12 protein-coding genes are annotated in these 13159 nt (G+C 67.3%); 6 read left to right on the top strand and 6 right to left on the bottom strand.

Annotation, left to right across the window (positions count from 1 at the left end; all coding sequences use genetic code 11):
• The first annotated feature begins 115 nt into the window (after positions 1 to 115).
• Genes EV138_RS05155 through EV138_RS05165 form a run of 3 tightly spaced genes read left to right on the top strand, consistent with a single transcriptional unit; the run spans position 116 to position 2341 of the window.
• On the top strand, positions 116 to 601 hold the full coding sequence (locus EV138_RS05155; protein WP_133977282.1) for a hypothetical protein: 486 nt from the start codon (positions 116 to 118) through the stop codon (positions 599 to 601).
• A complete protein-coding gene (locus EV138_RS05160; RefSeq protein ID WP_133977283.1) occupies positions 598 to 1707 on the top strand; it encodes a sensor histidine kinase in 1110 nt (369 codons plus the stop codon). Before EV138_RS05155 ends, EV138_RS05160 begins: the two co-directional genes overlap by 4 nt.
• Positions 1700 to 2341, top strand: a complete 642-nt coding sequence (locus tag EV138_RS05165) for a response regulator (RefSeq protein WP_133977284.1) — start codon at positions 1700 to 1702, stop codon at positions 2339 to 2341. Before EV138_RS05160 ends, EV138_RS05165 begins: the two co-directional genes overlap by 8 nt.
• Positions 2342 to 2344: 3 nt before the next feature.
• On the opposite strand, the gene EV138_RS05170 is transcribed toward EV138_RS05165, so the two are convergent.
• Entirely contained in the window at positions 2345 to 3352 is a 1008-nt protein-coding gene (locus EV138_RS05170; protein WP_133977285.1) for an endonuclease/exonuclease/phosphatase family protein, read from the bottom strand.
• Between the two features lie 137 nt (positions 3353 to 3489).
• Between EV138_RS05170 and EV138_RS05175 the strand changes: the two genes are divergently transcribed.
• Both EV138_RS05175 and EV138_RS05180 read left to right on the top strand, forming a co-directional pair.
• The gene (locus EV138_RS05175) at positions 3490 to 3978 is read left to right on the top strand and encodes a PaaI family thioesterase (RefSeq protein WP_133977286.1); all 489 of its coding nucleotides are present in this window, start codon (positions 3490 to 3492) and stop codon (positions 3976 to 3978) included.
• Positions 3979 to 4009: 31 nt separating this feature from the next.
• Positions 4010 to 4462 carry a carboxymuconolactone decarboxylase family protein gene (locus tag EV138_RS05180; RefSeq protein WP_133977287.1) on the top strand — a complete coding sequence of 151 codons (453 nt, stop codon included), beginning with the start codon at positions 4010 to 4012 and terminating at the stop codon, positions 4460 to 4462.
• On the opposite strand, the gene EV138_RS05185 is transcribed toward EV138_RS05180, so the two are convergent.
• The 4 genes from EV138_RS05185 to EV138_RS05200 all read right to left on the bottom strand — a co-directional run bounded on the left by EV138_RS05185 (position 4446) and on the right by EV138_RS05200 (position 10487).
• Positions 4446 to 6734 (bottom strand): glycoside hydrolase family 95 protein, encoded by a 2289-nt coding sequence (locus EV138_RS05185; RefSeq protein WP_133977288.1) that lies wholly within the window; start codon positions 6732 to 6734, stop codon positions 4446 to 4448. The two genes, EV138_RS05180 and EV138_RS05185, sit on opposite strands and share 17 nt — an antisense overlap.
• Before the next feature lie 121 nt (positions 6735 to 6855).
• Positions 6856 to 8523 carry a type 2 periplasmic-binding domain-containing protein gene (locus tag EV138_RS05190; protein WP_133977289.1) on the bottom strand — a complete coding sequence of 556 codons (1668 nt, stop codon included), beginning with the start codon at positions 8521 to 8523 and terminating at the stop codon, positions 6856 to 6858.
• Between the two features lie 57 nt (positions 8524 to 8580).
• Positions 8581 to 9492: a carbohydrate ABC transporter permease gene (locus EV138_RS05195; RefSeq protein ID WP_133977290.1), complete on the bottom strand. Its 912-nt coding sequence runs from the start codon at positions 9490 to 9492 to the stop codon at positions 8581 to 8583.
• Positions 9489 to 10487 (bottom strand): ABC transporter permease, encoded by a 999-nt coding sequence (locus EV138_RS05200; protein WP_133977291.1) that lies wholly within the window; start codon positions 10485 to 10487, stop codon positions 9489 to 9491. Before EV138_RS05200 ends, EV138_RS05195 begins: the two co-directional genes overlap by 4 nt.
• A 338-nt stretch (positions 10488 to 10825) precedes the next feature.
• Here EV138_RS05200 and EV138_RS05205 point away from each other — a divergent pair, with 338 nt between their 5' ends.
• Positions 10826 to 11629: a GNAT family N-acetyltransferase gene (locus tag EV138_RS05205; RefSeq protein WP_133977292.1), complete on the top strand. Its 804-nt coding sequence runs from the start codon at positions 10826 to 10828 to the stop codon at positions 11627 to 11629.
• Between the two features lie 140 nt (positions 11630 to 11769).
• Here EV138_RS05205 and EV138_RS37175 read toward each other — a convergent pair whose 3' ends face one another.
• Positions 11770 to 12855, bottom strand: coding sequence for a collagen-like triple helix repeat-containing protein (locus tag EV138_RS37175; RefSeq protein ID WP_202866622.1), 1086 nt, complete (start codon positions 12853 to 12855; stop codon positions 11770 to 11772).
• Positions 12856 to 13159: the final 304 nt, after the last annotated feature.

The following is a 13159-nucleotide window of genomic DNA, read 5'->3' on the forward strand; positions in this document are numbered from 1 at the left end:
GGGCCGCGCGGGCAGTTTCGTCACCGCGAGGCACGGTCGGACGGCCGCCTTCTCCACCCGGGTCTCCACCCGGGGAAGGTTCAGCGCGACGGCCCGCGAACCTAACTTCGAGGTCATGACACTGTTGAACGCTGCCGTCGTGATCGCGATCGTGATCGCCGTCGTGGCCCGCCGGCTGTCCTGGTCACCGCTTGCGAACTCCGATACGGACGTCTGGCGCGGCCCACTGGTGATGATCGGCGTCGGCGTCTACCAACTGCACGACAAGCTCCCGCACGCACAACTCGGCGTACTCGACATCGTCCTGCTCGTCGCCGGCGTCGGCCTCGCGCTGATCGCCGGACTCGCGGCCGGCCGGGTCGCCCAGGTGCAGCTCCGCGACGGCGTGGTGTTCTACCGCCTCGGTCTGCCCGGGCTCGGCATCATGGTCGGCTACCTCGTCGTCCGGCTGGCTCTCGCGGGACTCGGTCATCTGCTCGGTGCGACGATCACCTCGGGCGGCGGGTCGATCCTGCTGACCGTCGGTGCCAACCTCCTGGTGCAATCCTTGGTGGTCCAGGCGAAAGCACAGCGTGATGCCGAGGAGTACGCGACCAGGTGACGAAGCGGGAGATGCACGGGGATTCCGGCTGGCTCGGCCGGACCCTGGCCGGGATCGTGGCCGTCGGCGTCCTCGCGACCGCCCGGCCGGATCCGCCCTGGGCCTGGGCCGTCCTCGGCACGGGCCTGCTCAGCTTCTTGCTCGGCACCTTCCAGATGAAGCGCCGGCAGCCGGTCGCGCTCGCGCTGCTGGCGTACGCCGCCGTGAGCGCGGCCCTGATCGCCGGTCTGCCGGGGTCGAACTCCCTCGTGCTGGTGCTGCTCGCGGTTGCCGATATCGCGGTGATGGTGTTCCCGCAGGGATATCGGCCGGTCATTGCCGTGGGCATCGGTTGCGCCGTCGCCTTCGGCATCTCCGCCTGGTGGTGGGACGAGTCCGACAGCTGGTATCTCAGTCAGGTGGTGTGGACCTGCGTGCTGATCGCCTTCGGGCTGAACCGGCGGCAGGCCGAAGTACAGGCCCGGCAGACGGAACAGCTCCTCGAGCAGACCCGGCTCGCCCAGCGTGAACACGCTCGGGCGGCGGCGCTGGACGAGCGCGGCCGGATCGCGCGCGAGTTGCACGACGTACTGGCGCATTCGCTCGGCGCGCTCAGTGTCCAGCTCGAACTGGCCGAGGCACTGCTTGACGAAGGCAACGATGTACCCGCGGCCCTTGACCGGGTGAAGCGGTCGCGGCGGCTCGCAGTCCAAGGGCTGGTCGAGGCGAGGAATGCGGTCGCGGCGCTGCGAGCGGACGAGATACCGGCCCTGCCGGAGGCGCTCGCGGCTCTGGTCGAGCAGCACCGCAAGGACCACCGGACCGAGGTCGGTCTCACCGTCGAAGCTCCTCCCTCGCCGACGCCTGATGTGGTCGTGGCTCTCCTTGGTGCCGCCAGGGAGGCTTTGACGAACGCGGCGAAGCATGCGCCCGGGAGGCCCGTCGACGTACGGCTCGATGGTCGCCGGGGTGCCCGGCTGACGGTCAGGAACGCGGGAGCGACGGTCGGCGAGAACGGGTTCGGGCTGGCCGGGATGCGGGAGCGGCTGGCACTGGTGAATGGCAAGCTGGAAGCCGGTCCGGACGGGGACGACTGGCTGGTGGTCGCGGAGGTGCCTGATGAATGAACACGTTCGGGTCGTGGTGGCCGACGATCAGCAGGTGGTCCGGGAGGGCCTGGTCGCGTTGCTCGGACTGCTCGACGGCGTCGAGGTGGTCGGCGCGGCCGCCGACGGCGCCGAGGCCGTCGAACTCGTTGCGCAGGGCAACGTCGATGTGGTGCTGATGGATCTGCGGATGCCGGTCCTCGACGGCATCCAGGCGACGGCGCGGATCACCGCGGAGTACCCGGCGGTCGCCGTCCTGGTGCTGACCACGTACGCCGACGACGAGTCGATCACGATGGCGCTCAAGGCCGGGGCGCGCGGCTACCTCACCAAGGACGCCGGCCGGGTCGAGATCGGAGCGGCGCTCAGGTCGACCGCGGCCGGGCAGGCGACCTTCGACCCCGAGGTGTCGCGCCGGCTGGTGGCCGCGATGACTCCGGCTCCCCCGGCGGCCAACGACGGCCTGACCGGCCGGGAGACCGAAGTACTGAAGCTGATCGCACGGGGCCTGAGCAACTCCGAGATCGCCGAACAGCTGTTCATCGGCGAGACGACGGTGAAGACACACATCAACAACACGTTCGCCAAGATCGGCGCCCGCCATCGCGCGGAGGCGGTCCGCTACGCCTACCGCAACGGGCTGGTGGACGGCTGAGGCTCAGATCCGGATCTCGGCGACCACGGGCCGATGGTCGCTCCCGGTGGAACCCATCACCCAGGCCTTGGTCGGGACGACACCGCGGACCATGATGTGGTCGATCCGGGCCATCGGGAACTTGGCCGGCCAGGTGAACCCGAAGCCGAACCCGGCCGCGCCCTGCGCCGAGCGCAGCCCGGCGGTGATCGGGGCCAGACTGCGATCGTTCGCGGTCCCGTTGAAGTCACCCATCACGACCACCCCGGCCAGCTTCTCCTGGGCGATCTGCTGACCGAGCTGCTTGATGGTGTCGTTGCGCTGGTTCGAGGTGAAACCGCTGGTGCCGACCCGGACCGACGCGAGGTGCGCGACGTAGAAGGCGACCTTGCCCTGCGGCGTACTGATCTCGGCCCGCAGCGCCCGGGTCCAGGCGAAGCCGACGTCGACCGACTCGCTCTCCTCGACCGGGTACTTCGACCACAGGGCGACGGTGCCGCGCGAGACGACATGCGGGTACTTCTCGGCGAACTCCTTCTTGTAGATCTTCAGGTCCGCCGACGTGATCTCCTCGAGCGCGATCACGTCCGCGTTCGCCGCGAGCAGGTCGGTCGCGGTCCTGGCCGGATCGGGGTTGGCCGCGTCGACGTTGTGCGACAGCACCCGCAGGTCGTGCGGGCCGCCACCCTTGCCGGGGATCAGCGCGTTCCCGAACATCATTCCCCAGACCGCGAGCGGGACCAGCAGAGCGACGCCGGCCGTGGCGGACCGGCGTACCAGCGCCGCGATGCCCAGGACCGGGATCGCCACCCCGACCCACGGCAGGAACGTGTCGAGCAGGCTGCCGAGGTTACCGACCGAGTTCGGCAGGTGCCGGTGCAGAGCCATCGGCAGCGCGGACAGCACCGCGAGCACGGCGATGAACCAGCCGCGGCGCCACTTGCCGGCGTGGCGTTGCCGCCGCGAGGTCGAACGCGAGGTCGATCGCGACGGCGGCTTCGGGCTGGCGACAGCGGTCTGGCGGTTGGACATGCCCCGATTGTTCACGACACCGCCCGCACGCCAAAGCCCAGGAGCGATTCCTCGTCCTGGTCTTACCGCGATTTCATCCGTCCGGACGACGAACCCGGCCGAACGGACCAGCCGAGGTGGTGATTTAGGGTCATCGGATGGATGAGCAGACCTTCCGATGGGTCGACCCGGCCCAGGTGCTGGCGGAGACCGTGAAGTTGAGCGGGCTGGAGTACATGCAGGGGCTCCAGGACGGCTCGGTGCCACCGCCGCCGATCGCCGTACTGATGCAGATGTCGGTCGTGGAGGTCGCCTTCGGCAAGGTGGTCTTCGGGTGCCTGCCGTCCCACGCCCACTACAACCCGATCGGGATGGTGCACGGCGGACTCGTCTGCACCCTGCTCGACACCGTCACCGGCTGCGCCGCGCACAGCACCCTGGCCGCCGGCGTCGGCTACACCTCGATCGAGATCAAGGTGAACTACCTGCGACCGGTCCTCGCCGACACCGGCCCGCTCACCGCCACCGGCCAGGTGATCAAGGGCGGCAACCGGGTGATATTTGCTGAAGGCAACGTTGTGACGAGCGCCGGCGACCTGGTGGCGACCGCCAGCAGCACCCTGTTGGTCCGCCCCAAGCCCGCCTGAGCTGACCCGGCCTTCACTTAGCTTCTCCGGTATGACCGAACACTTCGACCACGTGCCCACCATCGACAGCGCCGAGGACAGAGCCCGGTACGAGCGCGGGCTGGCCGTCCTGCAGGCAATCGACGGCGGCTCCGGTGCGGCGGTGATGGACGCGCTCCAGGACATCGCACCGGCACTCGCCCACCACGTGGTCGCGTACGGATTCGGCGACATCTATGCCCGCCCGGGGCTCGACCCGAAGCAGCGGCAACTGGTGACGCTGGGGATGCTGACCGCACTCGGTGGCTGCGAGCCGCAACTCGAGGTGCACGTGAAGACCTCGCTCAACGTCGGCCTGACCACGACCGAGATCGTCGAGGCCCTCATCCACGCCTCCGGCTACTGCGGCTTCCCGAAGGCCCTGAACGCGATCTTCGTCGCCAAGAAGGTCTTCGCCGAGCGCGGCCTGCTCCCCGTCCAGGACCACCTCACCCCAGAGGGCTGAGCCTGGTCGAGCTGCCGGCCGTCACCGTCACGGTCCGTTCGTCCTGCTCCGCGAGCGCGATCCGGAAGGTGCCGTCCACCTCCGCGTGCACGGTCGCCTCGACGAGGCGGCCACCCTGCCAGACCAGGTCGAACGACAACCCGCCGCGCGCGCGGAGCCCACGGAAAGAACCGTCCGGCCATTCGGCGGGCAGCGCCGGCAACAGCCGGATGACGTCGGTGTGGCTCTGGATCAGCAACTCCGCGATCCCCGCCGTCATCCCGAAGTTCGCGTCGATCTGGAAGATGTCGCCGTCGCGGTGCAGCAGGTTGTCCGAGACCAGCTTGCTCAGGTAGTACCGGATCGCCCCCGCGGCCTTCTCGGGCTCGAAAAGCCTTCCCCACAAGGCCGTCAGCCACGCACTGGTCCACCCGCCCGGCGTACCGGTGGCAGTCCGTACGGCGAGGCTGGCGCGCGCGGCCGAAGCCCAATCCGGCGTACGGCGCGGGTCGATCTCCGCGCCGGGATACAACCCGTAGAGGTGGGACTGGTGACGATGATCCGGCTCGGACGGCTGCCAGTCGGTCGGCCACTCCATCAGCCGTCCGTCGGGAGCGACGGGGATGTCCGGCAGTCGTCCGACGGCCGCCCGGGCTCGCGAGGCCAGTTCGGTGTCGAGTCCGAGCGCCTGCTCGGCCTCGGTCAGGTTGCCGACCAGTTCGCGGATGAGCCACAGGTCGTACGTCGTGGTCAGGTCGACCGACGCCTTGTCCCCCGACGGCAGCACGAAGTGGTGCTCGGGCGCCGTCGACGGGACGAACTGCAGCCGTCCGTCGCGGTCCTCCACCAGCATGCTGAGCACGAACTCGGTCGCACCGGCGAGCAACGGGTAGGCCCGGTCCCGCAGGAACTCCCGGTCCTGACCGAACCGGTAGTGCTCCATCAGGTGGGCCGAGAGCCAGACACCGCAGGTCGCGGCCATCGCCCAGACCGGGTCGTCCTCTCCGTCGCCGACCGGCCAGGTCGCCCGCCAGATGTCGGCGTTGTGGTGCGACACCCAGCCGGGGGCGTCGTACAGGATCCGCGCGGTCTCCCGGCCCGATTCGGCGAGGCCTTCGAGCAGGTCGGTCAACGGGTCGAAACACTCGCTCAAGCCGGTGACGTCGGCGAGCCAGTAGTTCATCTGGGTGTTGATGTTGTTCGTCCAGTCGCTCGCCCACATCGGCCGGCGATCGGCGTTCCAGATCCCCTGCAGGTTGGCCGCCTGGGTCCCCGGCCGCGACGAGGCCATCAACAGGTAGCGGCCGAACGCGAACACCAGCGCGGCCAGATCAGGATCGTTGCCCCCGGCAGCGAACGCCCGCAACCGCTCGTCGGTCGGCAGGTCGATCGGTACGCCGAGGGTCAGTGCCGCGCGATCGTAGAGCGCGACGTGATCGTCGAGGTGCCGCTGCCGCACCTTCGCCAGGTCGACCGCGTCGAGCAGATTTGTCGCCTCCTGCAACGCAACGAGTGGATCGCGGCCGGGTTCCACCTTCCAGCCGGCGAAAGTGCTTGCCGCTGACAACACCAGGGTCAGACTGTCCGCTCCACGCACCGCGATCCCGGCCTCGGTCGCCTGCACCGACCCACCGGCGGCGTGCGCACGCAGTACGACACCGAAACCGATGCCCTGGCCGTCGTGGTAGCGAATCGGGTCGGGGCTTCTGCGGTACTCGATCGTGAGCTCCGACGGCGCGTGGCCGGTGATGGCGACTGTGGCGTCGTCGAGCACCGAAGGCCGAACCGGATGCTGGCTGGACAGCGTTATGTCGAGATCCACAGCACCTGAGGTGTCGGCCAGCACCGTCCAGACGAAGACCTGGTCCGGCGTGGAGACGTACGACTCGCGATGGAACCGCACTCCCCCGCGGGTGTAGTCGACGGCGACGATGCCGGTGCGCAGATCGAGACTGCGGCGGTAGTCCTCGGCTCCTTCGGCTTCGGTGATCACGAGGTCGCCGAGTGGCTGGTAGGACTCGACCAGCGGTCCTTGCAGCGCACGGGTCCGCTCGGTGGCCGCCAGGCGATCACCTTCGTCGAGCAACAGCCGCCGTACGTCGGCCAGCACTTCGGGGCCATCGGTGACCTCGAGCTTGCGGGGGCCGTCACCGGACCAGACGTCGTCGAGGTTGAGCGCGATCCGCTCGGTGCCGACCCGGCCGAACACCTTGGCGCCGAGGTGGCCGTTGCCGATCGGGAGCGCCTCGAACCAGTCGGCGGCGGGGGTACGGAACCACAGTTCGTTCGACATACAACAAGATCCTTGACTACGCGGCTGCGCCGCGGGCGACCGGGGCCGCGGCGATGGGGGTGTGCGGTCGCGCCGCGGAGCCAGGACGGTGGCTCCGCCGCGCGACCCCGGAGGATGGCTGTTACTTGCTGCCGGCCTTGTACTTGTCGTAGGCCTGCTGCTGGATCTGCAGGTACCGGGTCATGCCGGTGCTGTCGAGACCCTTCACGTAGGCGTCCCAGCCGGTGTCGATGTTCTTCGACCCGGTGATGAACGCGAGCTGGTTCTGGTTGACGTAGCTGCTCAGGTTCGTCTGCAGGGTGGCCAGCTCACCGCTCAGGCTGGGGTCCGGCCAGACCGAGGTCTGCGGGAACCACTGGGCCTTGTCCTCGTGGCCCTGGTACAGCTTGGTCGCCTGGAACAGCCGGCGCTCGAGGCCTGCCTCGGAGTAGATGTCGGTCGGCACGACCTGGGCGTTGCGGTAGGCCAGCGTGTTGTTGTACTGCCCCATCGCGCCCCAGCTGATGTTCTTCGGCACCTTGTCGCCCTGGATCGGCTTGTACAGCGGCTTGGTCTTGGCGTCGAGGGCGATGTCACCAGGACCGGGCTTCGTCCAGCCCACACCCTCCGGACCCATGTTGGCGATTTCCTGGCCCTCGTCGGTGTAGATGTAGTCCAGCATCTTGATCGCCGCGACCTGCGCCTCCTTGCTGGCCTTGTTGGTCAGCATGAAGGTGTAGCCGGTGGAGGTCGGGTAGTTCAGCCCGGTGTAGCTCTTCCCGTCGGGCCCGGTCAACGGCGGCACGGCGTCGTACTGCTTGTCCCGGCCGTCCTTGGAACCGAGCTGGACGAAGATGCCCGGCCACAGCACCGGCACGGAGCCGAGGACGACGGCCTTCGGGTTGTTGCCCTGGGCCTGCAACGCCTGCGCGTTCTGGGTGAACGCGGCCTGGTCGATCAGACCCTCCTTGTAGAGGGAGTTGATGTACTTCAGGCCCTGCCGCCAGGCGTCGGTGTTCACCGGCGTCGTGACCTTGTCGCCGTTGAGGGTGAGCAGCGAGCGCTGGCCGTTGTTGGCGCCGACCGGGTCGTAGGCGAACGCGCCCATCAGGTAGGCGATCAGGCTGCTGTCCTGCGGGTCGCTGGTCATCGGGATCTCGTCGGCCTTGCCGTTGCCGTTCGGGTCCTTCGTCTTGAAGGCCTCCAGCACCGTGCGCAGCTCCTCGGTCGTCCTCGGCTGCTGCAGGCCGAGCTTCTTCAGCCAGGCGCTGTTCATCCAGAGCTTGTCCGGGTAGTTGCAGTGGTAGCAGTCCGCCCACTGCGGCAGCGCGTAGATGTGACCGTCGGGCGCGGTCGACATCTCCTTGTACGTCTTGTTGGAGTCCAGCGCCTTCTGGATGTTCGGCGCGTTGTCCTTGATCAACTGCTCCAGCGGCAGCGCCACGCCCTGCGTGCCGAGTTTGAGCACCTCGGCCTGGGTGAAGGCGTCGACCCACGGGATCAGGAAGAACAACGCCGGGTAGTCACCGCTGGCCAGCGAGATCTGCCGCTTCTCCTTGGCCGGACCGGAGTCGAAGGTGGTGGTCTGCCACTTGAACTGGATCTTGAACTTGTCGCTCATGAGCTTGGTCACCCGGTTGGTGTCCAGATTCATGGTCGGGTCGGACGGCGAGAAGACGGTGATCACGGTCTTGCCGTCCGCGGTCGTCTCGTTCGCGGCCCCGTCGGCCGCCTTGTTCGAGCTGCACGCCGCGGCGGCGAGCGCGAGGACCGCCGCCAGTGCGGTCGCCTTGCTCAGAGTTGAGCGCATTTCTGTTGTTCCTTCCTAGACGTTCACAAGCCTTGTTTCGTGGGGTTTTCGCTTCGCTCAACCCTTGACCGCGCCGACCATCACACCCTTGGTGAAGTGGCGGGCGACGAACGGGTAGATGACCAGTACGGGCAGGCTCGAGATGACGATCAGCGCGTACTTGAGCACGTTGGCCAGCTGTTGCTGTTCGAGTTGCTGGGCCAGGCTCGTGGTGGTGGTCGAGCCGGTGCCGGAATTGAGGATGAGGACGTTGCGGAGCACGATCTGCAACGGGTACAGACTGGGGTCCTTGAGATAGACCAGGGCGTCGAAGTAGCTGTTCCACTGGTAGATCGCGTACATCAGCGCGATCACGGCGATCACCGGCTTGGACAGCGGGAGCACGATCGACCAGAGGAAGCGCAGGTCGCTCGCGCCGTCGATGGTGGCCGCCTCGTACAGCTCGTCGGGGATGGTGGACCGGAAGAAGGTCCGGGCGATGATCACCTGCCAGACCCCGATCGCACTCGGGATCACCATCGCCCAGCGGGTGTTCAGCATGCCGAGGTTCTGCACCACCAGGTAGGTGGGGATCAGGCCGCCGGAGAACAGCATCGTGAAGACCAGCGCGCTCATGATCAGGTTGCGGCCGAAGAACGTCTTCCTCGACAGCGGATAGGCGATCGCGATCGTCAGCGTGACGCTGATCAGCGTGCCGCCGATCGCGTAGATGAACGAGTTCAGGTAGCCCTTCATGATCAGGGGGTCGCTGAAGGCTTCCTTGTACGCGCGGATGCTCGGCTCGACCGGCCACAGCAGCACCCGGCCGGCACTGACCGCGCTCGCGCTGCTGAACGAGTTCGCCACGATGTAGATCAGCGGGACCGCGACCACGATCAGGGCGATCCACAACATGACCTTGATCCCCACCAGGAAGATCCGGTCGCCTCGCGTCTCCGCGATGGTGGTGTCACCTGCGCCCCGGGTCATGACCACAGTCCGTTCCCGGTGATCCGCTTCGCGACGAAGTTCACCGCGACCAGCAGGAAGAGGTTGAGCACCGAGTTGAACAGGCCGACCGCGGTCGCCATGCTGAAGTCCGCGTTCAGCAGGCCGGTCTTGTAGACGTAGGTGGCGATGATCTCCGACTGCGACTGGTTCAGCGGGTTCTGCAGCAAGAAGGCCTTCTCGAAGCCGATCGACATGATGTTGCCGACCCCCAGCACCAAGATGATCACCGCGGTCGGCATGATGCCGGGGAGGTCGACGTTGCGGATCCGCTGCAGCCGGCTCGCCCCGTCGATCTTGGCCGACTCGTGCAGGGCCGGATCGATCCCGGACAGCGCGGCCAGGTAGATCACCGCGGAGTACCCGGTGGTCTGCCAGACGTCCGACCAGACGTAGATGTGCCGGAAGTAGTTCGGGTCGCCCAGGAAGTCGACCTGCGGGATGCCGAACAGGCCGATCGCATCGTTGACGAAGCCCAGCCGCGGCGACAGCACCAGCAGCGTCATCGAGACCACGACGACGGTGGAGATGAAGTACGGCGCGTACGTCACCAGCTGCACCGTCTTCTTGAAGGCGCCCTGGCGGATCTCGTTCAGCGCGATCGCCAGCACGATCGGGATCGGGAAGCTGGCCAGCACCAGGTAGACGGCCAGGATGAAGGTGTTCTTCAGCAGCGTCCAGAAGACCGGATTGTGGAAGAACAGGTCGAAGTTCTTGAAGCCGACCCAGTCGCTGCCCCACGGCCCCTTGACCGGGCTGTAGTCCTTGAACGCGATCACCGCGTTCGAGATCGGGATGTACTTGAAGATGACGAAGTACGCGAGCGGGACGAGGATCAGCAGGTAGAGCTGCCAGTGCCGCCGGAAGCTGCGCCGGGCCTCGGTCCAGCGGCCCGGCCGCTGGATCCGGGCCGGCGACCGCACCGGTTCCCGTACCGGCGCGGGCGGCGCCGGACTCACCTCGATCGTTCCACTCACACTGCTTCCCTTTCTCCGCGGATCCTGCCGCCAAGCCGATATCCGATAGGATTCCTGCTCGCATCACGGAGAATGACACAGAACTCCGGTGAGCGGAAGTCCCTTGTAAAGAAGGGAAATCAGAAGTTGCCCGAAGCAATCAACCGGCCGGGAACGCCGACAGATCCCACCGGCGAAACCAGGGGATCCAGGGCAGCACAGATCAGCCGGGGAAGGAGTTCTGAGCAACCACTTCCCGGTCGGCCGGATTTATTTTCCTACGTGAACTATATCCCAGTCAACCGCCACCCGCCGACCGTGTCAAGAAGTGACCGCTCGCGCGCCAATACTCTGCTGCCATGACCTTGCAGCTGCGCGCACCTCGGAGCGGGGACTCTGTCGAGCCGGCCGGATTCGCACCGCAGTTCGTGGCTGAGGCCGACGGTGACGTCGTGGGCTGCGCGAAGAACGTCTGGTGGGACGAGGCCGACGGGACGCGGCTGCACCTGCTGCTCGGCTGGATCGCTCCTCGTCACCGCGGACGGGGACACGGCCGCGAACTGCTTGCCTGGCAGGAGGACCGGGCCCGGTTGGAGGCGATCGGCACTTCGTGCTTCGGGGTGAATGTCGACCACGAATCCGTCCGCCGGTTGGCTGTTGCCGCGGGCTACGGCATCGCCTTCACCCGGATCCGGATGACGGTGGAGCTCGATGAGCCCGGGACGGTCGAGTTGCCTGCGGGCGTCGAGGTCAGGCCTGCCGGCCCCGCCGATCACCGGGCAGTCTTCAACGGGAACGCCGCCGCCTTCAAGGGGAGTTCGTCCGGGTACCGGCAGGACACCTTCGAGGAGTTCGCACAGGATGTCGCCGACGACTTCCCCGACCACCGGTTGTGGACGCTCGGCTGGGAGGGTGATCGACTCGTCGGCTGGGTGGTCTCCGGGGCGGCCGACACTCCGTGGGTCGGAGTCGTGGCCGATTGGCGGCGACGCGGGTTGGCGAGTGCGTTGCTGCGGATGAATCACGCGGCGTTGTGGCGACACGGCGTACGGCGTACCGGGTTGTGGACCGTTGCCGAGAACCGGACCGGGAGCGTGGCGCTGTACGAGCGAGCCGGGTATCGCGTCACCGAGCGGCAGCCCCGCTACCGGAAAGGTGTTTGACGTTCAAGACCCGACCCGACCATCACGGGGGAACGGCCGGGCCGGGCTATTGCGATAGTACCCGTGCGTAGTGCTGTGAACCGGTGTGCCGGGCCGCTATTTTCTGCTGCGGCCCGGCGGTCAGCTCAGCGGGGCGGAGGTTACTTCACGCCGGTCGGCTCGAAGTCGAACACGCTGCCGTTGTAGACGAGCTTGTCGGCCGCGCCGTGGAACTCGAAATCGCGTCCCTTGGTGATCGACAGGCTGTACACGCTCGCGCCGGCTCCGCCGTCGTTCAAGGCGGCCTGGAGCTCGGTCCAGGTGCAGCGGGCGCCGTTGATGTTGCACGGCATGTCGGCGCCGGTGAGACCCCAGACCTTGCCGAGACTGTCATCCCTCGCGTCGAGCGCGGTCCAGGCGTTGGCCGCCGTGTTGTTCGGCGCGAAGACCATCGAGGAATAGGTCCTGGTCGAGGTCGACAGGTTCGGATTGATCTCGAAGGTGATGGACGGCATGTTGTTCACCGCCCGCGCGTTGTTCTCGCCGGTCGTGTAGACCGTGAAACCGAGGGCCGTGATGGCACTCACCTGGTTCCCGACGAAGTCGACCTCGTTGCCGAACGCAGCCTTGTCCGTGGGCGTCGCGGTGTTCAGCTCCAACGCGCCCGCGCCGGCCGGCGCGATCGTCGACGTCGCATTCAACTCGGCACTCCCCGCTCCGATGGTGTTCCGCAGGACAGTGCCCCAGTGAACTCCCGACCAGACCGCGGGCGGCCCCTGCGGACCGGCCTCACCCTTCGCCCCGGTTTCCCCCTTGGCCCCGGTTTCGCCCTTGGCCCCGGTTGCGCCGGTCGCCCCGGTCTCGCCCTTCGCGCCGGTTTCGCCCTTCGCACCCGCAGCACCGGTGGCCCCGGTAGCACCCGTAGCACCGGTGTCGCCCTTGAGAGCGACCTTCACTCCGGCCGAGAAGTCGTTCAGCGTCAGCGTCCCGTCCTTGACGCTGCCGGTCGTCACCGTGTTGTCGTAGATCGTGGTGAACCACGTGACCACAGCCGGCGCCATATCAGCGGCGTACAGCGTGCCGTCCTTCACCATCGCGCCGGTGATGCTGTTCGGCGCGGGCACCGGCGCCGTTGCAGTCGCATGCTGATCATTTGCCACGGACGCCGTGGCCGATCCCGTCGTACCCAGCAGGACCGCACCGACGGCCAGACCTGCGACTCCGAGACGACCCGTTGTGAGACTCATGTACACCTCTCCAGTCCGGCCGTTCGGCCGGAGCGTGCAACGGGCGGGAGTCGAACCCGGCCACCCCCCAAGTAGGGCCGCTGCTCCTGCACGCTTCCTAGGCGCAATCATCAACGTACGGTGAGTAGTCACCCACCACTAGGGCCGAAAGACCCGAACCGAAACAATTCGAAGGCGTTGCCGGGCACCGCTGCCCTACGCTGACCGGTATGCAAACTCGTTCCTGAAAGCGCACCACCGCGCCAACTCGCTGAGGCGCCGTCTTCACCTGCTGAAGCGCCGTCGTGCGTCACGTTCAGCGTCG

Origin of the sequence: Kribbella voronezhensis, from assembly GCF_004365175.1 — a bacterium.
Lineage (GTDB): Bacteria > Actinomycetota > Actinomycetes > Propionibacteriales > Kribbellaceae > Kribbella > Kribbella voronezhensis.